Genomic DNA, 24,034 nt, shown 5'->3' on the forward strand with positions numbered 1-24,034 from the left:
TAGCTATAGCGGCCACAGCCATGCCGCGCCACGCACGCCGCTGGAATCGCCGTGCATCGCCTGACGAATCGGCGTTTCGCACTCGCCGCCGAATACCCACTGTTTCACCAGCGCAGGCACCGTTTGATACAAACGCTCGACGTTGCTCATCCCGCCGCCCAACACGATGACATCCGGATCGAGGATATTCACCACGTGCGCCAGCGATTTCGCCAGCCGTTGTTCGTAACGGCTCAGCGCCAGTTCGGCCTTTTCATCACCCTCGCCAACCCGGCGCATAATCTCGCTGCCGGTTAGCGGTTGACCGCTCAGTCGTTGATAATCCGTGGCAAAGCCGGTACCGGAAATAAAGGTTTCGATACAACCCTGCTTACCGCAGTAACACGGTACTTCCGCACGATAGCGCAGCTCATCTTCATCCATCCACGGTAGCGGATTGTGCCCCCACTCGCCAGCGGTACCGTTACCGCCGCTATGCGCGCGCCCGTTTAACGCCACGCCTGCGCCGCAGCCGGTTCCGATAATCACCGCAAACACGGTTTGCGCTCCGGCCGCCGCGCCGTCCACCGCTTCTGAGACCGCCAGGCAGTTGGCGTCGTTGGCGAGTCGCACCTCGCGATTGAGACGCAGACTCAGATCTTTATCGAAGGGTTGGCCGTTAAGCCAGGTCGAATTCGCGTTTTTCACCACGCCGCTATACGGCGAAATCGAGCCGGGGATCCCCATGCCGACGGTTCCGCGCTGCCCGGTCGCCTGCTCGGCCATCTCCACCAACGCAGCGATAGTTTCGATGGTCTGGCGATAATCCTCCCGCGGGGTCGGCAAACGGTGGCGAAATAACTGCTGGCCCTGCTCACTAAGGGCGATCACTTCCGTTTTTGTTCCACCTAAATCAATACCAATACGCACAGTCTGCTCCTCACCCCGATTAACAATGCAAGCATAGCGACAATTCGCTATTATGCCCGCCTGATTTAACGACAAAGCCGTGGAAATTATCATGCTGTGGTTCAAAAATTTAATGGTTTACCGTCTCAGCCGCGATATCGAATTGCGCGCCGAGGAGATGGAAAAACAGCTGGCCGAGCTGACATTTACCCCGTGTGGCAGCCAGGATATGGCGAAAACCGGTTGGGTATCGCCAATGGGATCGCACAGCGACGCGCTGACGCATACGACGAACGGCCAGATCGTTATCTGTGCGCGTAAAGAAGAAAAGATCCTGCCGTCGCCGGTTATCAAACAGGCGCTGGAAGCGAAGATCCTCAAGCTCGAAGCCGATCAGGGCCGTAAGCTAAAGAAGACCGAAAAAGATTCGCTGAAAGATGAAGTCCTGCACTCTCTGCTGCCGCGCGCCTTCAGCCGCTTCAGCCAGACGATGATGTGGATCGATACCGTCAACGGCTTGATCATGGTGGACTGCGCCAGCGCGAAGAAAGCAGAAGATACGCTGGCGCTGCTGCGTAAAACGCTGGGCTCGCTGCCGGTCGTCCCGCTGACCCTGGAGAACCCGATCGAGCTGACGCTGACCGAATGGGTACGCTCCGGTAGCGTGGCTCAGGGCTTCCAGTTGCTCGACGAAGCCGAGCTGAAAGCGATGCTGGAAGATGGCGGCGTGATCCGCGCGAAGAAACAGGATCTGGTGAGCGACGAGATCGCCGTACACATCGAAGCGGGCAAAGTGGTCACCAAGCTGGCGCTCGACTGGCAGCAGCGCATCCAGTTTATGATCTGCGACGACGCCTCAATCAAGCGTCTGAAATTCTGTGATGAGTTACGTGACCAGAACGAAGATATTGACCGCGAAGATTTTGCGCAGCGCTTTGATGCCGACTTTATCTTAATGACCGGCGAGCTGGCGGCATTGATTCAAAGCCTGGTGGAAGGCCTGGGCGGCGAAGCCCAACGTTAATCGCGATACCTTCCTGCCGGACCCGGAAAGCGGACGCGGCAGGAAGGCGCTTAAATTACAGGTAACGGCACAGATAGGAAGTCGGTTCCGCCACCTGCAGGTGGAATTCGCTATTACCCGGCACGTTAAACACCTCACCTGCCGCATAAACTTTCCATTCGGTTTCGCCCGGCAGCAGCACGTTCAGCGCGCCGCTCACTACCGTCATCTCTTCCGCCTGGGCGGTGCCAAAGGTGTATTCACCCTCTTCCATCACCCCAACGCTGGCGCGGCCGGTACTGCTGCTGGTGAAGCCGATAGATTTCACTTTCCCTGAAAAATACTCATTGCTTTGAAGCATAAACAAGACCTTATCATCGTTGGTTGAAGCTTCAATATAGGGGGCGCTCCTTGCCCCTGTCACGTAAAATTAATCGATAACGTCAGGTTAAACTAATAGTTCTGCCGCCAGTCGTGAAACCAGCACATTTGACAGTAAAACCGGGACATCCAGCGCCTTTTGTAATACGTCGCGGTGATGCTGATGGTAGCCCAAACAGTCGAGCACCAGCACATCAGCCCCCTGTTCGACTAAACCTCTTCCGGCATCCAGTAGATCGCTGTCGCTGCCGCCCACCGGGTTCGCCAGCGCGTAGTAAGGCGTATTTTCTAAGGTGAGCCATTTTTGTCGCTGCAGCGGCAGGACTTCTTCAACGGGCACAATGACGCCAACCTGGTGACCATCGACGATCGATGCCACCAGCGGCGGGATAATCCGCTCAGGCTCAAGAAGGATAGCGTTGTGCGCCGCAAGGCCGCTCAACTGTTCGGAACTGAGAAAAAGAATGACATCATATTCCTGCCGATCCAGCATCTCGATAACGCAGCGCAGATCGCGCTCAACCTTTTGGCGAGAAACCTCCGCCAGCTGGTTGTCATTGAGTAAGGTCAGCAGCCCCTGGTCGCCGGATTCCACGGCATAATCTTCCATAACGTCTTCACGCGTCATTTTGCCTAACAGGCTAATATGGGTGATCTGCTCTTCCTTGATATGTTCGGTTAACAGCGGCAAAACTTCTGCCACCGGCACCACGCCAATGGTCAAAATTGCCATCGTTGCACTCATATCATGTACCTTTTCACTACCACTGCTTCAACACAGGCTTTTCACACACGACATCCGCCCCCCTGGTGAGTAAAAATCAACCGTCCAGAAGCGTAGCAGCTCAGCGCGGCTGCGGAATGTAAAGATTCCAGAAGCTTCATAGGCGCTCCTGAAAAATCCGTGTGTTAGATATTCATTAGTCCCGATCATGAATTAAAAATGTGACCTGTGCCCGGTATTGCGCTTTTCAACACCAGAACCAGGCACGGCAGGATGAATGGACAACAAGGCGTAAGGGGAAACTCAGGATTCGCTGATGCACTCGCCGGGCAACGTCGCCATGATCTGTTCCACGACCTTCTCCGGCGAGACGGTTGCATCGATAATATGGTGTGCGGTTTCACGATACAGCGCTTCCCGCTGCGCCAGCACTTCACCCACTTCATCGCGGATTGCTTTGCCGGTCAACGTCGGACGTTGTTCCGCCTGCGGGTAAGCTTCCAGGCGGTCAATCAGCGCATTAACCGAAGCCTGCAGATAAAGCACCACGCCGTTTTCACGCATAAATAGCCGATTACGTTCGGCGAGGATGATCCCGCCGCCGGTCGCGATGACCGTATCCGCAAGCGTGACGGCCTTCAGCGACAGCGTCTCCAATTCGCGGAAGCGATCCCAGCCTTCGCTCTGCACGATCTCAGCCACGGTGCGTTTCTCATGGGCCTGCAAACGGTGATCGGTATCGGAAAACTGGAAGTTCAGCGCGCGCGCCAGGGCGTGACCGATCGTCGTTTTGCCGCAACCACGCGGCCCGATGAGAAAAATTGGTTGTGTCATTACCGAAGACCCTCTGGTTCCGCTCATCGCGGAGAAATAAAGACGAAAAGATATGTCATGATACCTGCAAAAACCTGCCACGATAACCGTAAAATAATCGTTACATTTATAAGATCACCCTGTTTACCACAGAGTTTGAATGGATTCTGCATGTAAACTTATCATTGCATTTGGTGTTATGCCAGCTTTACCTAAAGCGAAGGGGTTATTTTTCATTCAGGGTTTGCCGTAAACGGTAACACATTTATGCACAGCTTTACGCTGCAACATATTTACAACACCGGCCGTCAGTCGCACTCTGACGGTAAATGACCCGTGTGACAGAGGAATGTACCATGCAATCTGAAGAACAACGCCTTATTGATGGACTGTTTTCCCGGCTGAAAGAAGCCGAGACGCAGAGCGCATCGCGCGACGCCAGCGCCGAGGAGCGGATTGCCCAACATGTCAGCCAACAGCCGGCAGCCCCTTACTATATGGCGCAGACAATCCTGATTCAGGAAGCGGCTATCAAACAGCTTAACGATCGCATCCAGGCGCTGGAGACCCAGGTCGGCCAACTGCAGGTGGCGAAACCCAGCAGCGGCGGCTTCCTGTCAGGCCTGTTCGGCGGCGGTCAGTCTCGCGGCGCCGATTCGATACCGGGAGCCGAGCAATATGGCCGTCCGCAGGCGAATAGCTCACAGCCGCAGTATGCGCCGACGTCTCCGCAAAACTATGCCCCACAGGCGGCAGGACGCAGCGGCGGCGGCTTTATGGCGGGCGCCCTGCAAACCGCGGCAGGCGTCGCTGGCGGCGTAGTCCTGGGCAATATGCTGACCAATATGTTCAGCGGTTCGCATCCGCAGGAGATCGTTAACATTATTGATGAACAACAGCCACAGCAGCAGGATGTCAGCCCGACGCTGGATAACACCGCCGCGGAGGATCCGTTCCGCCAGCAGGACGATCCGTTCCAGGCAGACAACAACACCTGGGATTCCGATTTCGACTCCGGCTTTGGCAATGACGACGATTTCGGTAGCGATGACGACAGCTGGGTTTAATCCTGCTGACGTTTAAGCGCAAGCAACCACTTTTCCAGCTCGGCGGCAAACAGTTGCCGATCGCGCTGGGATAAACTATCCGGGCCGCCGGTTTGTACGCCGCTGGCCCGCATTGTTTCCATAAAATCACGCATCGTCAGACGCTCGCGAATGGTCGCCTCACTGTAACGTTCACCGCGCGGGTTCAGCGCCGCCCCGCCTTTCGCCAACACTTCCGCCGCCAGTGGAATATCAGCGGTAATCACCAAATCCCCCGCTTCGCACAGGCGCACGATCTCGTTATCGGCAACATCGAAACCCTGCGCCACGCGCAGCGCACGCACATAGCGCGACGGCGGAACCCGCAGCGACTGATTGGCCACCAGCGTCAGCGGCGTCTGCGTGCGCCCGGCGGCGCGGAACAAAATCTCTTTAATCACATTCGGACACGCGTCCGCATCAACCCAAATCGCCATGTCGGCTCCTGTTGTCTGCAAGGGATGCGACATTGTCACCTGCTTTTCTCCCCCAGAAAAGCGCCAGGATGATAAGCTAACTGGATCGTAACGAAAAATGCAGAGGGGAAAGGTAATGGAGAAGAAAATTGGCTTTATCGGCTGCGGCAACATGGGTAAAGCCATTCTCGGCGGCCTGATCGCCAGCGGACAAGTACAACCGGCACAAATCTGGGTCTATACCCCGTCGGCGGATAAAGTCGCCGCCCTGCATGACCAGTACGGCATTAATGCGGCGGAAAGCGCCCAGGAAGTCGCTCAGGTGGCCGATATCGTCTTCGGCGCGGTGAAGCCGGGGATCATGACCAAGGTGCTGAGCGATATCGCCTCCAGCCTGAATAAAGAGTCGCTGGTCGTATCGATTGCCGCAGGCGTCACGCTGGAGCAGTTGGCGCGTGCGCTAGGCCACGATCGTAAAATCATTCGCGCGATGCCCAATACCCCGTCGCTGGTTAACGCCGGGATGACCTCCGTCACGCCGAACGCGCTGGTCGGCACAGAAGAACTCGCCGACGTGCTCACGATCTTCCGCTGCTTTGGTCAGGCGGAAATCATCGCCGAGCAGATGATTCATCCGGTGGTTGGCGTCAGCGGCTCCGCGCCGGCTTACGTGTTTATGTTTATCGAAGCCATGGCTGATGCGGCCGTACTCGGCGGCATGCCGCGCGCGCAGGCTTATAAATTCGCCGCTCAAGCGGTAATGGGGTCGGCGAAGATGGTGCTGGAAAGCGGTGAACACCCGGGTGCGCTGAAAGATATGGTGTGCTCGCCTGGCGGCACCACGATTGAAGCGGTTCGCGTACTGGAAGAAAAAGGGTTCCGTTCGGCGGTCATCGAAGCAATGGCGAAGTGTATGGAAAAATCAGAGCAGTTGAGCCGTTCCTGATTAGAAATGAAAAACGGGTGAGGTGCCGCCCCACCCGTCTGCTTATTTCTTCAAACAAGCGCTCATAAACTTATTACGATCGTCGCCCTTCAACGATTTCGATGACGCCTCTTTGCTACAGGTGCTCATCTTCTGCTGTTGAGGCGTCAGCGTCTTGCCGGTCGCTGAGGCATCTTTCTTCAGGCAATTGCTCATAAAGGTTTTACGTTCATCACCCTTCAGCGACTTTGACGCCGCTTCGGTATTACATGCGCCCATTTTCTGCTGCTGAGGCGTTAACGTTTTATCTGCGGCACTCACCGCGGCAACAAAGACCAAGCCAAAAAGTAGGGTTACCAGAAATGTTATTTTCATCACACCATCCCTCTGTTAGTGGATCTCTGTAAGTCTGGTCGCTATCAGCAAAAAAACCAGCCGGTAACGAAAATTCATTACCGGCAGTGGGTTATTTCAGGCCCAGCGCGTCTTTCATGGTGTAGAACAAATCCGTCTGATCGGTGAGGCCCACCACGTTGCCCGCATGCGGGCCGTAGGCGGCGATACGCAGTTGGGTGCCGGTGTGCTCCATCGACTCTTCCTCAGAGTTGCCGTAGCTCATCACCATCACTGCGCCGTCTTTGGTGGTCAACGCCTGAGTCAGACCCGGAGCCTTGGTATCCGCCGGGATAATCTGGCTGGAGTGGGCGTGGTCGGCGGTCACGATAACCAGGGTATTGCCGTCTTTTTTGGCAAATTCCAGCGCCTTCTGCACCGCTTCATCGAGGTCAACCGTTTCGCCAATCTGGCCGCACGGGTTTGCCGCGTGATCCTGTTTATCGATAGATGCCCCTTCCACCTGCAGGAAGAAACCTTTCTCGTTGTTGCTCAGCAGATCAATCGCTTTTTCAGTCATTTGCGCCAGCGTCGGTACGGAAGCATCGCGTTTCGGGTTTGGCGTACAGGTGACCGGCGGCTTATCGATATTGCCGTGATAAGAGGCTTTCGGCCCTTCCCAGCGTACCGGCATATTGCCGTCGGAGAAGAGACCCAGCAGTGGTTTGTCTTGATTGGCTTCGCTGATAGCGGCAAGAGAAGCAGCATCGGTAACCATCTGGTAACCGCGAGCAACCGCCTGATCGTGCAGCGTTTTACCCTGCCACTCGCCAGCCGTCGCCGTCTCAGCAAAAGTTTTCGCGCCGCCGCCTAACGTCACGTCCGGGCGAGCGTTCAGCAGCTGTTCGGTGATCGACCCTTTGCCGCCTTTTTCCAGCGCGTTGCTGGCGCATTTTTCACTGGTGAGGCTTGGGCCATAGCATTTACGCGAAGTTACGTGGGCAACCAGCGCTGCCGGGGTCGCGTCCTGCAGTTCAGCTGTCGACACGTTGCCGGTGGCAAGCCCCGCCGCTTTCGCCAGCTCTAGAATAGTTTGATGATCTTTTTCGTGGATATCGACGCCCAGCGCGCCGTTATAGCTCTTCACCCCGGTAGCCCAGGCGGTTGCCGACGCCGCTGAATCCGTCACGTAATCCGGTTTACCGGTTTTTTTATCCAGAGAATAATGGGTGTATTGCCCGGTCAATGGCAGCGCATCAATACCTTTAAAGAAACCGCCGGCGCCTTCGGCATAATTACGCGCTGCGGTAATTTCTGAATCACCCATGCCGTCGCCAATCAGCAAAATAATATTTTTCGCCGGTTTATTGATTAACGACGCGCGCAACGCTTCAGTCTGATCGCCGTTTAAACGACGCGCGCCGCCAGGCGTGGTGATATCGCCCTGAGCCGCGCGATTTTCCAGTACCGGTGTCGTTGTGGTTTCAGCATGAATAACCGGGGCGCCCAGCAGAGGTAGCAGAGCAATAACGAGGGCTTTTAATTTCACTTTGTCGTCTCCATGTAAAAAATACTTAAAAAACAAAACGAGGGAGACTTTATAAAAGTGGTGTGACAGAAAAATGACAGCATCCTTACCGGCCACACGGTTAGCTACGAGGATGCCGGAGCAGCTTTTTTATATATTGCCGCAGCCGTTGGGTATCGCGATCGTCCACCAGTGGCCCGGGTTTAACCTGTTCCATTGCCGATTCAATGTCCCGAATCAACAACTGCTGCGTACCCTGTTCCATATGGCGCAGGAGCGCGGTAACAACAATTTCCAATGCTTCAACTTGTACCGTCAGTTCCTTGGCTTCTTCTTCTTTTTGCGCCAGATTTACCAACAATCCAGCAATAAGATTTTTCATTACGCGTTATCCTTAAGCGACATCCATAATGGCCTAGTTATGTCATAAGTCAGCGCCGCGATACCAGAATTATTTTCAAATAATGGGGTTATTTCCGCAATAATATTCAGCGAAACGTTTTTATTATCGCGATATAACACGAACAAAAAAGCACCATTAATAATGCCAGCAAGATAATTCTATAACCAAATTTAATAGTAAATAATAAAATGGAATATGCGTCGCATTATTTAAAGATAACTAATAGTGATAGTTAAAGCGGGAATGAGGCGATAAATATAAGGCGCCCTTATGAGCGCCTACTCATCGTTATTTATACCGCCGCGCGGCGGCTGCGGCGTAACATAATCGCCAGTTGCCAGATATTAATCAGGACAATCAGCGCGGTGGCAACAAACACCCAGCGGAAGCCAGCCATTGCCGACACCGAAGCGCCAATCAGCGGCCCGGCGACGTTGCCTAAATACATAAACGACTGGTTATAGCCGAAGATACGCCCGGTGACGTTATCACTACAGTATTTCAACAACAGAGTTTGCACCGCCGGCAGCATCGCGCCGTCGGCAAAACCCAGCAGGAAACGCAGTACCCCGAGCTGCAGCGGCGAGGTCACAAACGACATGGCGAAGAACATCACCACCGCACAGCACAGCGTCGCAACCAGAATGCGCGCAGTACCGATACGGTCGCCGAGTTTCCCCAGTCGCGGCGCGGAAATCAGCGCCGAGATCCCCGGTACGGCGGCAATCATCCCGGCGAGAAACGCGATGTTGTTGCTATCCGGCGCCATCGACTTGATAAACAACGCCAGAATCGGGCCGATAGAGCCGTTGCATAATTGAATAACCAGCGTCGTGAAAAACAGGCTAATCACTAACCCCGGGTGCGTCAGCGAAGCGAATACCGCCTTGCCGCTCAGGCGTTCGGCTTTGCTCATCTGTGGACGAGCGCCCTCTTTAATCAAAAACAAGGTCACCAGGAAACTGACCGTTAGCAAAATCGCGGTAATGAAAAAGACCGCCCGCAGTCCAACGTGGTCCGCGAGGAAGCCACCGAGCAGCGGGCCGCCGATCACGCCGCTAATTTGCGCCGTCGAGAGCGTACTCAACGCCCAGCCGCTGCGCTCGCGCGGCACCTGCGAGGCCACCAGCGCCATCGCGTTGGGAATATAGCCGGAGGTCAGCCCCATTACCGCACGCAGAATAAACAGCTGCCAGACATTGGTGGCGAAAGCCTGCAGTAGAATTGCAATGGCCATGCCGAGAGAAGCGCGCAGCAGCATCAGCTTACGCCCTTTGCGGTCCGCCAGGCTGCCCCACATCGGCGAAACAATCGCCGACACCAGGAAGGTGACGCTAAAGGTCAATCCCGACCACATTGACAGCGCTTCATGTGACGTCACGCCCAACTGCGAAACATACAGCGGCAAGAATGGGAGAATTTGGCTGATGGCGAGTCCGGTGAAAAAGCAGCCGAACCAGACAGAAATGAGATTAACCTTCCAGGATTCCATAACTACGCGTATTCATTAGTGTTTTGTTAATTATTATCTAGCTTAGCAATTTCCGTCCCGCCATGTATTACCAGAGATGCGCTTGCCGCGAGTTTGGTGTTTTATCGCCTCTGCCGGGGGGCAAACAAGCATAATCAGAGATAACCGCGATCTCATCAGCGCGATGTGCTGGCACGCAGCGGAGCACGTCGCTAAATGCGCAGCATTTAACCCCCTGCTTTAAAGGGGAAAGATTCTGGCAGCCATCGCGCCAATTCACATGCTATGTTATGTGCTTTGATGTAATCAGGATGGAAGTTGAAATGGCTAAAATGAGGGTTGGGATCGTTTTTGGCGGTAAGTCGGCAGAACATGAAGTGTCGCTGCAATCGGCAAAAAATATCGTCGAAGCAATTGATAAAACGCGCTTCGATGTCGTTCTGCTGGGTATCGATAAACAGGGGCTTTGGCATATCAACGATGCCAGCAACTATCTGCTGAACCCGCAGGATCCTGCCCATATCGCGCTGCGACCGTCGGACGTGACGCTGGCGCAAATCCCCGGTCGCGATGCCCATCAGCTGATCAACGCCGATAGCGGCCAGCCGCTGGCGGCTCTTGATGTCATCTTCCCGATTGTCCACGGCACCCTGGGGGAAGATGGCTCCCTGCAGGGGATGCTGCGAATGGCGAATCTGCCGTTCGTCGGCTCAGACGTGCTGGGCTCCGCCGCCTGTATGGATAAAGACGTCACCAAACGTCTGCTGCGCGACGCCGGACTGTCAATTGCGCCATTCATCACCCTCACCCGCGCCAACCGCCAGCAATATCGCTTTGCCGATATCGAAGCACAGCTGGGCCTGCCGCTCTTCGTGAAGCCAGCCAACCAGGGGTCTTCCGTCGGCGTCAGCAAAGTGAAGAACGAAGAACAGTATCAGCAAGCCGTGGCGCTGGCCTTCGAATTCGACCATAAAGTCGTGGTGGAGCAAGGTATTAAGGGACGTGAAATTGAATGCGCGGTGCTTGGCAATGACTCCCCTCAAGCCAGTACCTGCGGTGAAATCGTGCTCAATAGCGAATTCTACGCCTACGATACCAAGTACATCGATGATAAAGGCGCGCAAGTGGTTGTTCCGGCTGCGATCGCTCCGGAAATCAACGATAAGATCCGTGATATCGCCGTCCGCGCTTATCAGACGCTCGGCTGCAGCGGAATGGCCCGCGTTGATGTCTTCCTGACGGAGGATAACGATGTCGTCATCAATGAGATCAACACGCTGCCAGGCTTTACCAACATCAGCATGTATCCGAAACTGTGGCAGGCCAGCGGTCTGGATTACACCAGCCTGATTAGCCGCCTGATCGAACTGGCGCTGGAACGCCACGCCGCTGACCGCGCGCTGAAAACCTCAATGAACTAAGCGCCTTCCCGGGGTGAAATCCCGGTCCACCGGGGAAAGCCCCCGGATGTCGGCTAACGCCTCATCCGGGCTACAGTTGGCACTGATTGGTAGCCCCGGTAAGCGTAGCGCCACCGGGGAGAGCTCCCGGATATCGGCTAACGCCTCATCCGGGCTACGGTTGGCGCCGATTGGTAGCCCCGGTAAGCGTAGCGCCACCGGGGAGAGCTCCCGGGTGTCGGCTAACGCCCCATCCGGGCTACGGTTAGCGCCGATTGGTAGCCCCGGTAAGCGTAGCGCCACCGGGGAGCATTCCCGGATGTCGGCTAACGCCTCATCCGGGCTACGGTTAGCGCCGATTGGTAGCCCCGGTAAGCGTAGCGCCACCGGGGAGAGCTCCCGGATGTCGGCTAACGCCTCATCCGGGCTACGGTTGGCACTGATTGGTAGCCCCGGTAAGCGCAGCACCACCGGGGAAAGCTCCCGGATTGCGGCTAACGCCTCATCCGGGCTACCGGACGATGCAGAACAGTAGCCTCGCTCAGCGTAGCGCAAGCGAGGTTGAGATTTACGCCAGGCGTTAAGCCTCTTCTACCGGGCGACGGCGAATCACAAACCCGGCCAGCCAGAAGCTCGCCACCCACGTCGCCAGACCCACCGCGTAAGACTGCCAGCCCTGCGTTTCAAATCCCAACAGACCGACTACGCCATTAAGAATAAAAATCAACCCCAGTGCGAACGCGTAGTAGTGCCAGTCACGGCGGATTTTGTCGGTCAGCTTCATAACGACTCCTGCAGAAAAAAATCATCATCGCATAGCCGTCAGCCACGGTCAGCAGCGCCGACAAGATTGTTCGCACAATGCGAAGCTGCTCTCTCTTTTACGCCATGTGGGCCCATCGACAGTTTTGTCAAAACAGGATTATTCCTGGCTAAAATTACCAGCAATCCGATACAGGGATGCGCCAAACGCTGCCAAAATTTCTGCAATAGAGCTGGGGGAAAACCAGCGGGTACAGGTATTGCGGAGGTTTATATGGCTGAGTTTACGTTTTCAAAGACGCTGATGGGGAGCAACAAAAAGAAAGGCTCGATCAGCAGCGGTAATATCGCCTACGCGCTATTTGTTCTGCTGTGCATCTGGGCTGGCGCGCAAATGCTGAGCATGCTGGTACACGCGCCCGGCGTGTTCGAGCATTTAATTCAGATTCAGGATACCAACCGGCCGCATGTTGAGATCAGCCTCGGCGTCGGTACCCTATTCGGCTTCGTTCCATTCCTGTTCGGCAGTCTGCTGGTCGGCACGCTGGGACTTATCCTGCGCTGGTATCACAACCGTTAATGACGCGCCATGCAGCTGGCGCGACGTTCGTCGACCCGCTTAGCAAACCACGCGGTGGTGAGATTGCGGGTGATTTTCGGGCTCTCAAGCTGAATACCTGGCAGCATTTCGCGCGGCAGGGTTTTACCGGCCTTTTTATCTGCGATACGGAACACCTTCTGATACAAATCGCTCTCTTCAAAGGCCAGACTATCCCCTTTCTTCAACTGACGATGAATATCATCATCACTCATCGCCAACTGCCCGGCTAACCGGCGCACAGCCAGTTCAGTCGTCCCGGGCTCATCGCTGTCATAACGAATCAGATCGCCATCCAGCGCCAGCTTGACGCCGGTGGCCTTGACGACCGCATTCTGGAAGGCAGCGTTGCGACTGGCGTACCAACCGGCATTAAAATCAGCAAAGCGGTACAGCGGCACGCTGTAGTTGGCCGGGTAGTTGAGTAGATGATAGGTGCCAAACCACAGCCCGCCGCGCAGGCTGAAAACTTCCTGGCGCACGGTACCTTCCATTTTCCACGGGTAGCCGCTGGTGTGTTGCTCGGCAAAAGCGATGCTCACCTGCATCGGACCGCCGGTATGCACCGGATTGAGGGAGCCAAACAGCTTCTGCCCCATCGGCACCATGCCGATGAAGTCATCGAAAATCGCACTCAGTTGTTTTTCGGTTTTGACGCTATCCAGGCGTTCGCTATAGCTTTTGCCGTTCGGCGATGTGATTTTCAGCGCGGTATGCACAAGGAACGCCGGGATATGCATCTTCTCCGCCCGACGATCGATCTCCTGCCAGGCGATTTTGTTCAGGCCCGGCACTGACGGATCGGCCTGGTAATTCGATTCCTGCTGCGCCACCGCCAGCACCGAACAGACGTTTTCTTCCGTCGGCGCCAGCTTCTGGCTGGCGAAGGTTTTCGCGATCGCCTGCGCCCAAGCCTCGCGATCTTTGACGCTGGCGGGCATTTTTTGCCGCACCACGGCGGCGACATCCACCGGCTTCTCGCCTTCTTTCAGCTTAGGCGCCTGCTGGCTGGTACAGGCGCTGAGCACCAGACCGGCTAACAGCGTTAAAGAGAGTGAAGCACCGCGAGAAACCTGCGCCATAAACCTTCCTTGCAATCATTAATTAACGGTTGAAGAGACTTCCTGCAGTCCCTGGTTATCCAGTTCGCGCTCAAAGCTGCGCAGACGTTTATAGATCGACATCAGTTCCACCAGCGTGGTCCACGAGCTAATCAGATACTGGAACGAACCCCGTACCTGGCCGAACACGTTGGTTATCTGCGTCATCAAGCCGAGCGTAATCGTACCGGCGACAATCGACGGAAACAGCAAGAACAAGCCGAAAACGTTATCCACCTGCAGGTAAAGGATACGGGCGATATTGAAATACATATAGTGGAAATAGAGGCGGAAATAGTTGTGACGCACCGCGCTAAACAGCTCGCGCACGGTCGGCGGCGTGGCGCGGGCCGCGTCGTCTTCACCATAGACCAGCTCTTTACGATACGCGGCTTCCACGCGCTGGTTTTTAAATTGCAGTCCCGGCAGTTTAATCCCGACCACCGCCAGCATCCCGGTGCCCATCAGCGACCAGACGATAGCGGCGATCACCAGGCCATAGGGCAGATGGCCGACAATCGGTAGATCCGGCACATGCGCCGACAGCGAAACCAGCACCGGCAGGAAAGCGATCAAGGTCATCACCGCGTTGATAAAGCTCACCCCCATATCTTCAAGCGTCGCGGCGAAGCGCATGGTGTCTTCCTGCACACGCTGAGCGGCGCCCTCGATATGACGCAGATGCTGCCAATGTTCCATATAGTGTTCGTTCATCGCGGTACGCCAGCGGAACACATAGTGGCTGACGAAGAAGTTATTCAGTACGCCAATAACGACCGCAATCAGCGCGATGCCAAGAAAAATGCCGATCTCGTGATAGAACTGGTTGATGCTGACCTTGTGCGGCGTCGCCAGCGCGCTCTGGATCAAATCGTAGAACGGCGCGTACCAGGCGTTAATCGCCACCCCGACTTCAACCAGGAACCAGGTGACGAAGATAATCAGCGAGGTGCCGAGAATCGACCAGTATTGCCAGCGGTGCGGGCTATAGATAAACCAGAACAGCGCGAACGCGCCGACGCAGAAGACATAATAGGCGTAAAACACCAGGTAGTTGAGCGACCAGAACCGCGCCGCGCTGATGGCAACGTCATGCGACGCGCCGGTTAACCGCAGCAGCCAGTCGCCGCCGCCCGCCTGCCAAAAGATCACCGCCAGCAGCGACCAGATAAAGGCAGAAATAAAAAACGGCCCCGGTTTGGGGAAAAAAGCTTTAAACATCGTACTCTCCTGCTAACTTCTTATCGTTCTGTTTTTGCTGTGTGCCACACGTACGCCCGCCGCAACGCGCAGCGGCGAAGTAAAGCGGACCCATGATGAGACCGGATATCAGCAGCTTAGTTCGTCTGCCATGCGGCAAGAATTGTTTCTACGGGTTTCACGTGTAAAGGATTGTCGGGTAGGGTGAGCGTTCGCCATACCTCGTTATAGTGGGCAATCAGCGTTTTTGCCTCGGCGGCGGCGCGGTTGGCAGTAGTATGGGCATCCTCGGCGACGGTGATGGCATAGCCACGGCTGGCACCGTTTTTTATGGTGGTATCGACGCAATAATCAGTGGCGCAGCCGCAGATAACAAAGGCGGTGGAGCCGTTATCTTGCAGCGCCTGTTCAAGCCTGGTTTTATAGAACGCATCGCAGGCCGTTTTGGTGATGTAACACGCTCCGACAGGTTGTTCCAGCTCAGGCAGCAGAGCAAAGCCGTCGCTTCCCTCTTCCAGCCCACCCGCTTCCGCATGCTGAATAAAAATGACGCTATCGGCGGCGCGAATCAGGCGATTTATTTGCGCCACGCAGCGTTCGCGTTCAATACGCGGTGTCTCGAATACCCCGTTTTGCATATCCACTACTACCAGCACACGTTGAGTTGCCATCATCCATCTCGTCATTAGATAAATAAGAAATTAATCATACGCGTCAGCCACAAAAGCAGATATCTTAAAGCGGAAAAAAGTCATTTTTACGCACCGTTACGCTTTTCTGTGAAATATTGTCGTTATTCCCACTTTGCTCGCCGCGACTTCGTAGTATAAATACAATGTATATTCCCCTAATAAACGATGGATGCCCCCGTTGAAACGTAGTTTGCTCATTTTTGCTGCGCTGTGCGCGGCGTCATGGACATCAGCCCAGGCGGCTCAGCCGAGCGTTGATCCGGTATTTACTTCAGATGTTGTCGATCGTTTCGCCGAACATATTTATTACGGTAGCGGCGCGACCGGGATGGCGATGGTCGTCATTGATGGCAACCAGCGCGTATTCCGCAGCTTCGGCGGAACGCGCCCGGGCAACAACCAGCGTCCGCAGTTGGACTCGGTGATCCGCATCGCCTCTCTCAGCAAGCTGATGACCAGTGAAATGCTGGTAAAATTGCTCGACCAGGGGGTGGTCAAGCTAAACGATCCGCTGAGCAAATACGCTCCGCCTGGCGCGCGCGTGCCAACCTATCAGGGCGTACCGATTACGCTGGTCAACCTGGCGACCCACACCAGCGCCCTGCCGCGTGAGCAACCGGGCGGCGCGGCGCATCGCCCGGTCTTCGTCTGGCCGACGCATCAGCAGCGCTGGAACTGGCTATCGACGGCCTCGCTGAAGACCGCGCCGGGTTCACAGGCATCCTATTCCAACCTCGCGTTCGATCTCCTTGCCGATGCGCTATCGACCGCAGCCGGCAAGCCTTACCCGCAACTGTTTGAAGAACAAATTACCCGTCCGCTGGGCATGAAGGACACCACCTTTACACCATCGCCGGATCAGTGCCAGCGCCTGATGGTGGCGGAGAAAGGCGCCAGTCCGTGCGATAACACCCTCGCGGCGATCGGCAGCGGCGGCGTGTACTCGACGCCGGGCGATATGATGCGCTGGATGCAGCAGTTCCTCTCTTCTGATTTCTACACCCGCGGCCAGCAGGCCGACCGCATGCAGACGCTTATTTATCAGCGCGCCCAGCTTAAAAGGGTGATCGGCATGGATGTGCCAGGTAAAGCCGACGCGCTGGGTCTCGGCTGGGTTTACATGAAACCGAAAAACGGCCATCCGGGTATTATTCAGAAAACCGGCGGCGGCGGCGGATTTATTACCTATATGGCGATGAACCCGCAGGCCAACGTCGGTGTTTTCGTGGTGGTCACTCGCTCTTCGCTGACCCGCTTTAGCGCCATGAGCGATGGCACTAACGATCTCGTCAGCGCGTTAAGCGGCGTGCAGCCAAATATGGAAACCGCCAGCCAGTAACTCTTCCGGGATGTTTTGCCACCGAGAGTTAAGGATCGTTTTGGCGAAACATCCCGCTACCGTTTGCGGTACACTATCTTTTTTTCATTTCACAAAATCAGGCAAACCATGACAGATTTAATCACTCGCCCACGCCGCCTGCGTCAATCCGCCTCGCTGCGCGCCATGTTTGAAGAGACAACACTGAGTTTGAACGACCTGGTGTTGCCGATCTTTGTTGAAGAAGAAATTGACGATTACAAAGCCATCGAAGCGATGCCTGGCGTCATGCGTATTCCGGAAAAACATCTGGCGCGTGAGATTGAACGCATCGCCAATGCCGGGATCCGCTCAGTGATGACTTTTGGTATCTCCCACCACACCGATGCGACCGGTAGCGATACCTGGAATGAAAATGGTCTGGTGGCGCGCATGACCCGTATCGCCAAACAGGCGGTACCGGAAATGATCGTGATGTCCGATACCTGCTTCTGCGAATATACCTCCCATGGCCACTGCGGCGTGCTGTGCGAGCACGGCGTCGATAACGATGCTACCCTGGAAAACCTCGGTAAGCAGGCGGTTGTCGCCGCAGCCGCCGGTGCTGATTTCATCGCCCCATCCGCTGCGATGGATGGCCAGGTACAGGCTATCCGCCGTTCGCTGGATGCCGCGGGCTTCAGCAATACCGCGATTATGTCTTACTCCACCAAGTTCGCATCGTCGTTTTACGGCCCGTTCCGTGAAGCTGCCGGCACCGCGCTGAAAGGCGATCGTAAAACGTACCAGATGAGCCCGATGAATCGCCGTGAAGCGATCCGCGAGTCGCTGCTTGATGAAGCCCAGGGCGCTGACTGCCTGATGGTGAAACCGGCTGGCGCGTATCTGGATATCCTGCGCGATATTCGCGAACGCACCGACCTACCGCTCGGCGCCTACCAGGTGAGCGGCGAGTACGCGATGATCAAATTTGCCGCTCAGGCCGGCGCTATCGACGAAGAGAAAGTCGTGCTGGAAAGCCTTGGCGCGATCAAACGCGCAGGCGCGGATCTGATCTTCAGCTACTTCGCGCTCGATCTGGCCGAAAAGAAAATCCTGCGTTAACCGGTCATTCCCCCGGTCGCGCTGCGCTTACCGGGGCTACCAATCAGTGTCAACCGTAGCCCGGATGAGGCGTTAGCCGCTATCCGGGAACGCTCCCCGGTCGCGCTGCGCTTACCGGGGCTACCAATCAGTGTCAACCGTAGCCCGGATGAGGCGTTAGCCGCTATCCGGGAACGCTCCCCGGTCGCGCTGCGCTTACCGGGGCTACCAATCAGTGCCAACCGTAGCCCGGATGAGGCGTTAGCCGACATCCGGGAACCCTCCCCGGTCGCGCTACGCTTACCGGGGCTACCCATCGGCGCCAACCGTAGCCCGGATGAGGCGTTAGGCGTTAGCCGCTATCCGGGAACGCTCCCCCGGTCACGCTGCGCTTACCGGGGCTACCAATCGGCACCAACTGTAGCCCGGATGAGGCGTTAGCTGCTATCCAGGAACGCTCCCCGGTCGCGCTGCGCTTGCCGGGGCTACCAATCTGCGCCAACCGTAGCCCGGATGAGGCGTTAGCCGATATCCGGGAGCTTTCCCCGGTGGCGCTGCGCTTACCGGGGCTACCCATCGGTGCCAACCGTAGCCCGGATGAGGCGTTAACCGACATCCGGGAATGCTCCCCGGTCGCGCTGCGCTTGCCGGGGCTACCAATCTGCGCCAACCGTAGCCCGGATGAGGCGTTAGCCGACATCCGGGAGCTCTCCCCGGTGGCGCTGCGCTTACCGGGGCTACCCATCGGCACCAACCGTAGCCCGGATGAGGCGTTAGCCGACATCCGGGAGCTCTCCCCGGTGGCGCTGCGCTTACCGGGGCTACCAATCAGTGCCAACCGTAGCCCGGATGAGGCGTTAGCCGACATCCGGGATGATATTTTGCGTACCGCTTTCCATCTTCCGTGACTCCTCCTTGGCGAACCTGTATCTCCCTTCTAATGTGTTAAACCACATCATAAATACAGCCTATCGGGAGAACTTGTGGTTGCTTATCGACGTTATTACATCAAGGGTGGAACCTGGTTCTTTACCGTCAATTTAAAAGACCGTAACAGCCGGTTGCTGACTGAAAATATCGAATTACTCCGCTACTCCGTCTCCGTGATTAAACAACGTCGACCCTTTTTGATTAACGCCTGGGTGGTATTACCCGAACATCTGCACTGCATCTGGACATTACCAAACAACGAATACGATTTCTCCTCCCGCTGGCGAGACATCAAAGGTTGCTTTACCCACGCATTGAAACAAAACCACATCTGGCAACCCCGCTTCTGGGAACATGCCATACGAGGTGAAGAAGATTACCGTCGCCATGTGGATTACATCCATATCAATCCACTTAAGCATGGCTGGGTGACGAAAGTTATCGACTGGCCCTATTCAACCTTTCATCGTGATGTCCAACACGGTCTATATCCCCTGGATTGGGCTGGCGATAATCTCGATCTTTCTTGTGGCGAACGCCGGTAGCCCCTCCCCGGCAGCGCTATGCTTGCCGGGGCTACCAATCGGCACCAAACGTAGCCCGGATGAGGCGTTAGCCGATATCCGGGAACACTCCCTGCCCACGCTGCGCTGACCGGGGCTACTGACCGAATACCTAATCCGTCGCCCACCCCCGCTGAGACCGAATATTCACCGAACTGTAATCTGAGCGACATCTGCGCCTTCTACTGTCTGGGCAGGACGGAGGAGGAGCCACTATGTTTAGTCTCGACAACGTACTCGATGACCTGTGGCCTCAGGCGAGGCCCGCCCCCTGGCAGAAAAAGGTGCTGAAAAAGCTCCTGCATGAGGAAGAATTTCAACAGTTTGCTGCTCATCACCGCCACCTGAAAGGACTGGATACGGTCGAACAGGTGCTGGAACATCTCAACATCCGCTGCGCCATTCCGGCTCACGACCTCGAACAAATCCCCGAACACGGCCCGCTGGTGATTATCGCCAACCACCCGACCGGCACCCTCGATGGACTGGCCTTGCTTTACGCGGTCTCCCGCGTGCGCCGTGATGTTAAAGTCGTCACTAACCGAATGTTGACCCATCTTGAACCGCTGAGTTCACTGTTTATTCCGGTCGACAATATCAACGGCCGAACCGCCAAAGCGGCGCTACAGCAAATGGATAGCCAGCTACAACAGGGCGGCGTGCTGATCTTCTTCCCGGCAGGCGAAGTCTCGCGTCTGACTCGCCGCGGCATTCGCGATAAAAAATGGCACCCCGGATTCATCAAACTGGCGGCAAAATACCGCGCCCCGCTGCTCCCGGCATGGATCCGCGCCCACAACAGCGCGCTGTTCTACGCCAGCACCCTGGTCTCGGATAACCTGCCGCTCCTGCTATTGATGCAGCAAATGTTCCGCCGCCGCGATAGCAGTCTGCCGCTGCGCATCGGCCAGCAAATCGCCTGGTCGTCGTGGTATCAGCCGCAGGTCTCATCCCGAGCGCTGGCAGATCAGTGCTATCGCCACGTCGAACGCTTAAGCAAAGGGTTGCCCGGCATCTTTAAAACGGAGAGCGCGATCGCCCGTCCGGAAGACCGCGCGTTGATCAAACGCGAGCTGGCGAAAACCGAGTGTCTGGGCAAAACCGCGGATGGCAAACTGATCTATCTATGGCAACGTAACGGTCAGGAAGAGGCGCCGCTGCTGCGCGAACTAGGCCGCCTGCGGGAGATCGCTTTCCGCGCGGTCGGCGAAGGAAGCGGCAAACGCCGCGACGTAGACAGCTATGACGATGATTACCTGCACCTGATTTTATGGGATGAAGAGGATCTTGAAATCGTCGGCGCCTATCGCTTTATGCCCACCGCCATGCAACTGGAAAAACGCGGTCTGGAGGGCATCTACAGTTACAGTTTGTTCCACTACGACGCGCGGATGGACGATATTCTGCAGCACGGGATTGAGCTGGGACGCAGCTTTATTCAACCGCGCTACTGGGGTCGTCGCGGGCTCGATTACCTGTGGTCAGGCATCGGCGCCTGGCTGGCGCGTAACCCGCATTATCGCTACCTTTTTGGCCCGGTTTCGATTTCCGGCGGACTACCGCCTGATGCCCGTGATCTGCTGGTCGCGTTCTACCGCTTATGGTTCCCGGCGACGCATCCGTTGGCGGAATCGCGCCGCCCTTACCCGGCCTCGTTGCCTGATGTGCTGGCGCAATTTAGCGGCGAGGATTACAACGAGGATTTGACGCGATTGAAATCGCTGCTCGGCAACCTCGGTTGCGGCATCCCGCCGTTGTATAAGCAGTATTCGGAGGTGTGCGAACCGGGCGGCGTGCAGTTTATCGATTTCGGCAGCGACCCGGATTTTAATAACTGCGTCGATGGGCTGGTACTGGTGGATTTAACTTACCTGAAAGCCAACCGTTACCAGCGCTATATTGGCGCACATTTGTAGACGGTTATGCTCCCGGCTGGCGGCGCGTCGCGCCTCAGCCGGAGGCAACGCGTTATCCCGCGCGATAAAACGGCTTATCGCCAAGGATGGTCGCCCGGTGCATGATGCGCCGCTGCGGCAGATAGTCGGCGTTAGCGTAATGCTGCGTCACCCGATTATCCCAAATGGCGACATCATTCGGCTGCCAGCGCCAGCGCACCTGAAACTCCGGTTTGGTGACGTGAGCAAAGAGGAAGTTCAGCAGCGCTTCGCTCTCTTTCTCGCTGACATCGACAATACGGGTGGTAAACCCTTCATTAACGAACAGCGCCTGCTTACCGGTGACGGGATGGGTACGCACCACCGGGTGCAGCAATGGCGGGTTCTTCGCCACCGCCTCCCGCCAGCGCTGATGCTCCGCTTCCGTCTTGTTGTACTTATACTCCTGGAATGATTTACGGAAATCGTGCTCCGCGCGCAGCCCGCTCAACAGCTGGCGGAACGGCTCGGAGAGTGCTTCCCAGGCGGCAATGCCGCTAGTCCACAGCGTATCGCCGCCGGTAGACGGTAGCTCTTTCGCTGCCAGAATCGCTCCGGCAGGCGGCGTGTCGATAAAGGTCACATCGGTATGCCAGTTATCGTTATCCGGCGGATTATCATGGTGGGTATCCAACACGATAATTTCGTCCACGCCCGGCGCATGCGGATAGACCGGATGAATGTGCAGATCGCCAAAACGTAACGCCAGGTCGCGCTGCTGCTGCGGGGTAATATTCTGCTCGCGCAGAAACACCACCTGATGCCGCAGTACCGCGTGGTACAACTGCTCAAACTGATTGTCGCTTAACGGACGGGTCAAATTGGCCCCGGCAATCTGCGCGCCAATATACGGCCCCAGCGGGGTAATGCTCAGTCGTTCACTCATTGTACTTCTCCATGCCAGGGCGTCAGACGACGCTGTAACGCGCGCAGTCCCAGTTCCAGGACAAATGCGATTATCGCAATCACCGCGATCCCGGCCAACACCACATCGGTCGCCAGGAATTCGCCAGCGGATTGCACCATAAAACCTAAGCCGCGGGTGGCGGCAATCAGCTCCGCCGCCACCAGCGTCGACCAACCCACGCCAAGACCAATACGCAGGCCGGTCAGAATTTCCGGCAGCGCGCCGGGTAGAATGACCAGCCATAGCACCTGGGCACGATTAGCCCCTAACGATTGCGCGGCGCGGATACGGACCTGCTGCGCGCTCTTGACGCCAGCCAGCGTCGACATCACCACCGGCGCGAAGATAGCCAGATAAATCAGTAAGATCTTCGGCGTCTCGCCAATGCCGAACCAGATGATCACCAGCGGCAACCATGCCAGCGGCGGGACCGGGCGATACAGTTCGATCAACGGGTCGAGGATCCCGCGCACCGTCGGGCTTAATCCCATCGCGATCCCCACCGGTACGCCGACGATCGCCGCCAGCGCCAGCGCGATGGCGATCCGCGTCAGGCTAGCCGCCAGATGCTGCCACAACGTCGCATCCATAAATCCCTGCGGCCCGGCAATGGTCAGTAACTTTTGCAATACCTGCCACGGCGAAGGTAAAAACAGCGGGCTAATCAGCTGTAGCGCAGTCACCGCCCACCAGATGGCCAGCAGCGTCGCCAGCGTCGCGACGCTTAAGGTCAGCTGTCGCGAGAGCGGCCAGCGCCACTTCAACGCGCGCTGACGCGGTTTATCATTGAGGACTACGCTCATGAGAAAGCCTCCCGTTGTTCGAACACCCGGCTGAGCACGTATTCGCGCTGCGCGATAAATTGCGGATCGGATTTAATGCTGCGGCAGGATTCGCCCGCGACAAAACGGCGGCCAAACGCCAGCGGCAGGCGCTCCTGCACCCGTCCCGGCCCTGGCGACAACAGCACCAGTTCGCTGGCCATAAATACCGCCTCTTCGATATCGTGGGTAATGAGCAGCACCTGCTTGCCGGTTTCATGCCACAGGCGCAGCAGCAGAGTCTGCATCTGCTCGCGCGTGAAGGCGTCCAGCGCGCCGAACGGTTCATCCAGCAACAGAAGCTGCGGATTTGCCGCCAGCGCGCGCGCAATCCCGACGCGCTGACGCTGGCCGCCGGAAAGCTGCCAGATAAAGCGTTGCTCCGCCCCCTGGAGGCCGACTTTTTTCAACATCTGCGCGGCGATGTCCCGCCGCTGCGCCTTCTCGATACCCGCTAACTGCAACCCCAGCGCGACGTTATCCTGTACGTTGCGCCACGGCAGCAGGCCTTCGTTTTGAAACACTACGCCGCGATCGGCTCCCGGCCCATCAATACGTCGGCCTTCGAGAGTGATGCTGCCATGCTGATAAGGCACAAATCCGGCAATCAGGTTCAGCAACGTGGTTTTGCCGCAGCCGGAGGGGCCCAGCACCACCAGCAATTCGCCACTGTCCAGCGTCAGGTTGATATCCGCCAGCGCCGGTTTACCGCCGTAATCAGCGGAGAGATGCGAGATTTGTAGCATCAGAACCCCC

28 protein-coding genes are annotated in these 24,034 nt (G+C 56.6%); 10 read left to right on the forward strand and 18 right to left on the reverse strand.

Annotated elements, in window-relative coordinates; all coding sequences use genetic code 11:
* Positions 1-3: 3 nt before the first annotated feature.
* Positions 4-909 carry a fructokinase gene (gene mak / locus PYR66_18125; GenBank protein WEF27195.1) on the reverse strand — a complete coding sequence of 302 codons (906 nt, stop codon included), beginning with the start codon at positions 907-909 and terminating at the stop codon, positions 4-6.
* Between the two features lie 91 nt (positions 910-1,000).
* Between mak and rdgC the strand changes: the two genes are divergently transcribed.
* The gene (rdgC, locus tag PYR66_18130) at positions 1,001-1,912 is read left to right on the forward strand and encodes a recombination-associated protein RdgC (protein WEF27196.1); all 912 of its coding nucleotides are present in this window, start codon (positions 1,001-1,003) and stop codon (positions 1,910-1,912) included.
* A 55-nt stretch (positions 1,913-1,967) separates the two neighbouring features.
* Here the strand turns inward: rdgC and ppnP are convergent, their stop codons facing one another.
* From ppnP to aroL, 3 genes are all read right to left on the reverse strand, one after another.
* On the reverse strand, positions 1,968-2,252 hold the full coding sequence (gene ppnP / locus PYR66_18135; GenBank protein WEF27197.1) for a pyrimidine/purine nucleoside phosphorylase: 285 nt from the start codon (positions 2,250-2,252) through the stop codon (positions 1,968-1,970).
* Positions 2,253-2,339: 87 nt separating this feature from the next.
* Positions 2,340-3,017, reverse strand: a complete 678-nt coding sequence (locus PYR66_18140; GenBank protein WEF27198.1) for an AroM family protein — start codon at positions 3,015-3,017, stop codon at positions 2,340-2,342.
* Between the two features lie 282 nt (positions 3,018-3,299).
* Complete coding sequence (gene aroL, locus PYR66_18145) at positions 3,300-3,830, reverse strand: shikimate kinase AroL (GenBank protein ID WEF27199.1); 531 nt, start codon at positions 3,828-3,830, stop codon at positions 3,300-3,302.
* A gap of 335 nt (positions 3,831-4,165) precedes the next feature.
* Here aroL and PYR66_18150 point away from each other — a divergent pair, with 335 nt between their 5' ends.
* Entirely contained in the window at positions 4,166-4,876 is a 711-nt protein-coding gene (locus PYR66_18150) for a DUF2076 domain-containing protein (protein ID WEF27200.1), read from the forward strand.
* Here PYR66_18150 and PYR66_18155 read toward each other — a convergent pair.
* Positions 4,873-5,331: a YaiI/YqxD family protein gene (locus PYR66_18155; GenBank protein WEF27201.1), complete on the reverse strand. Its 459-nt coding sequence runs from the start codon at positions 5,329-5,331 to the stop codon at positions 4,873-4,875. The genes PYR66_18150 and PYR66_18155 overlap by 4 nt on opposite strands.
* A 115-nt stretch (positions 5,332-5,446) precedes the next feature.
* Between PYR66_18155 and proC the strand changes: the two genes are divergently transcribed.
* A complete protein-coding gene (gene proC / locus PYR66_18160) occupies positions 5,447-6,256 on the forward strand; it encodes a pyrroline-5-carboxylate reductase (protein ID WEF27202.1) in 810 nt (269 codons plus the stop codon).
* A 42-nt stretch (positions 6,257-6,298) separates the two neighbouring features.
* Here the strand turns inward: proC and PYR66_18165 are convergent, their stop codons facing one another.
* The 4 genes from PYR66_18165 to PYR66_18180 all read right to left on the reverse strand — a co-directional run bounded on the left by PYR66_18165 (position 6,299) and on the right by PYR66_18180 (position 9,991).
* A complete protein-coding gene (locus PYR66_18165; protein WEF27203.1) occupies positions 6,299-6,610 on the reverse strand; it encodes a PsiF family protein in 312 nt (103 codons plus the stop codon).
* 91 nt (positions 6,611-6,701) lie between these two features.
* Positions 6,702-8,117 (reverse strand): alkaline phosphatase, encoded by a 1,416-nt coding sequence (phoA, locus tag PYR66_18170; protein WEF27204.1) that lies wholly within the window; start codon positions 8,115-8,117, stop codon positions 6,702-6,704.
* 100 nt (positions 8,118-8,217) lie between these two features.
* Positions 8,218-8,478 carry an anti-adapter protein IraP gene (iraP, locus tag PYR66_18175; protein WEF27205.1) on the reverse strand — a complete coding sequence of 87 codons (261 nt, stop codon included), beginning with the start codon at positions 8,476-8,478 and terminating at the stop codon, positions 8,218-8,220.
* 313 nt (positions 8,479-8,791) lie between these two features.
* A complete protein-coding gene (locus tag PYR66_18180) occupies positions 8,792-9,991 on the reverse strand; it encodes a multidrug efflux MFS transporter (GenBank protein WEF27206.1) in 1,200 nt (399 codons plus the stop codon).
* Between the two features lie 302 nt (positions 9,992-10,293).
* On the opposite strand from PYR66_18180, the gene ddlA reads away from it, so the two are divergent.
* Positions 10,294-11,391 carry a D-alanine--D-alanine ligase gene (gene ddlA / locus PYR66_18185; protein ID WEF27207.1) on the forward strand — a complete coding sequence of 366 codons (1,098 nt, stop codon included), beginning with the start codon at positions 10,294-10,296 and terminating at the stop codon, positions 11,389-11,391.
* On the opposite strand, the gene PYR66_18190 is transcribed toward ddlA, so the two are convergent.
* Both PYR66_18190 and PYR66_18195 read right to left on the reverse strand, forming a co-directional pair.
* Positions 11,380-11,841 carry a hypothetical protein gene (locus tag PYR66_18190; GenBank protein WEF27208.1) on the reverse strand — a complete coding sequence of 154 codons (462 nt, stop codon included), beginning with the start codon at positions 11,839-11,841 and terminating at the stop codon, positions 11,380-11,382. The genes ddlA and PYR66_18190 overlap by 12 nt on opposite strands.
* Positions 11,842-11,950: 109 nt before the next feature.
* Positions 11,951-12,154: a DUF2754 family protein gene (locus PYR66_18195; protein ID WEF27209.1), complete on the reverse strand. Its 204-nt coding sequence runs from the start codon at positions 12,152-12,154 to the stop codon at positions 11,951-11,953.
* Between the two features lie 252 nt (positions 12,155-12,406).
* Between PYR66_18195 and PYR66_18200 the strand changes: the two genes are divergently transcribed.
* Positions 12,407-12,712, forward strand: coding sequence for a DUF2755 family protein (locus PYR66_18200; protein ID WEF27210.1), 306 nt, complete (start codon positions 12,407-12,409; stop codon positions 12,710-12,712).
* Here the strand turns inward: PYR66_18200 and PYR66_18205 are convergent.
* From PYR66_18205 to PYR66_18215, 3 genes are all read right to left on the reverse strand, one after another.
* Positions 12,709-13,812 carry a DUF1615 domain-containing protein gene (locus PYR66_18205; GenBank protein ID WEF27211.1) on the reverse strand — a complete coding sequence of 368 codons (1,104 nt, stop codon included), beginning with the start codon at positions 13,810-13,812 and terminating at the stop codon, positions 12,709-12,711. The two genes, PYR66_18200 and PYR66_18205, sit on opposite strands and share 4 nt — an antisense overlap.
* An 18-nt stretch (positions 13,813-13,830) precedes the next feature.
* Positions 13,831-15,051 (reverse strand): peptide antibiotic transporter SbmA, encoded by a 1,221-nt coding sequence (gene sbmA, locus PYR66_18210; protein WEF27212.1) that lies wholly within the window; start codon positions 15,049-15,051, stop codon positions 13,831-13,833.
* 116 nt (positions 15,052-15,167) lie between these two features.
* Positions 15,168-15,701: an isochorismatase family protein gene (locus PYR66_18215; GenBank protein WEF30495.1), complete on the reverse strand. Its 534-nt coding sequence runs from the start codon at positions 15,699-15,701 to the stop codon at positions 15,168-15,170.
* A gap of 199 nt (positions 15,702-15,900) precedes the next feature.
* On the opposite strand from PYR66_18215, the gene ampH reads away from it, so the two are divergent.
* Together ampH and hemB are read left to right on the forward strand one after the other, a co-directional pair.
* Entirely contained in the window at positions 15,901-17,061 is a 1,161-nt protein-coding gene (gene ampH / locus PYR66_18220) for a D-alanyl-D-alanine-carboxypeptidase/endopeptidase AmpH (protein WEF27213.1), read from the forward strand.
* A 108-nt stretch (positions 17,062-17,169) separates the two neighbouring features.
* Positions 17,170-18,144: a porphobilinogen synthase gene (hemB, locus tag PYR66_18225; protein WEF27214.1), complete on the forward strand. Its 975-nt coding sequence runs from the start codon at positions 17,170-17,172 to the stop codon at positions 18,142-18,144.
* Here hemB and PYR66_18230 read toward each other — a convergent pair.
* Complete coding sequence (locus tag PYR66_18230; GenBank protein WEF27215.1) at positions 18,141-18,395, reverse strand: hypothetical protein; 255 nt, start codon at positions 18,393-18,395, stop codon at positions 18,141-18,143. The genes hemB and PYR66_18230 overlap by 4 nt on opposite strands.
* Positions 18,396-18,599: 204 nt before the next feature.
* Here PYR66_18230 and PYR66_18235 point away from each other — a divergent pair, with 204 nt between their 5' ends.
* The 3 genes from PYR66_18235 (at position 18,600) to PYR66_18245 (ending at position 21,532) form a co-directional block, all read left to right on the forward strand.
* Positions 18,600-19,031, forward strand: a complete 432-nt coding sequence (locus PYR66_18235) for a hypothetical protein (GenBank protein WEF27216.1) — start codon at positions 18,600-18,602, stop codon at positions 19,029-19,031.
* A gap of 75 nt (positions 19,032-19,106) precedes the next feature.
* Entirely contained in the window at positions 19,107-19,598 is a 492-nt protein-coding gene (locus PYR66_18240) for a transposase (protein WEF27217.1), read from the forward strand.
* 233 nt (positions 19,599-19,831) lie between these two features.
* Complete coding sequence (locus PYR66_18245; GenBank protein WEF27218.1) at positions 19,832-21,532, forward strand: GNAT family N-acetyltransferase; 1,701 nt, start codon at positions 19,832-19,834, stop codon at positions 21,530-21,532.
* A 52-nt stretch (positions 21,533-21,584) separates the two neighbouring features.
* On the opposite strand, the gene tauD is transcribed toward PYR66_18245, so the two are convergent.
* Genes tauD through tauB form a run of 3 tightly spaced genes read right to left on the reverse strand, consistent with a single transcriptional unit; the run spans position 21,585 to position 24,024 of the window.
* On the reverse strand, positions 21,585-22,436 hold the full coding sequence (gene tauD / locus PYR66_18250) for a taurine dioxygenase (protein WEF27219.1): 852 nt from the start codon (positions 22,434-22,436) through the stop codon (positions 21,585-21,587).
* Positions 22,433-23,260 carry a taurine ABC transporter permease TauC gene (gene tauC, locus PYR66_18255; GenBank protein WEF27220.1) on the reverse strand — a complete coding sequence of 276 codons (828 nt, stop codon included), beginning with the start codon at positions 23,258-23,260 and terminating at the stop codon, positions 22,433-22,435. Before tauC ends, tauD begins: the two co-directional genes overlap by 4 nt.
* On the reverse strand, positions 23,257-24,024 hold the full coding sequence (tauB, locus tag PYR66_18260) for a taurine ABC transporter ATP-binding subunit (GenBank protein WEF27221.1): 768 nt from the start codon (positions 24,022-24,024) through the stop codon (positions 23,257-23,259). The genes tauC and tauB overlap by 4 nt, the downstream gene beginning before the upstream one ends.
* Between the last annotated feature and the right edge of the window lie 10 nt (positions 24,025-24,034).

This window comes from Klebsiella aerogenes (assembly GCA_029027985.1).
Taxonomy (GTDB): Bacteria; Pseudomonadota; Gammaproteobacteria; order Enterobacterales; family Enterobacteriaceae; genus Klebsiella; species Klebsiella aerogenes_A.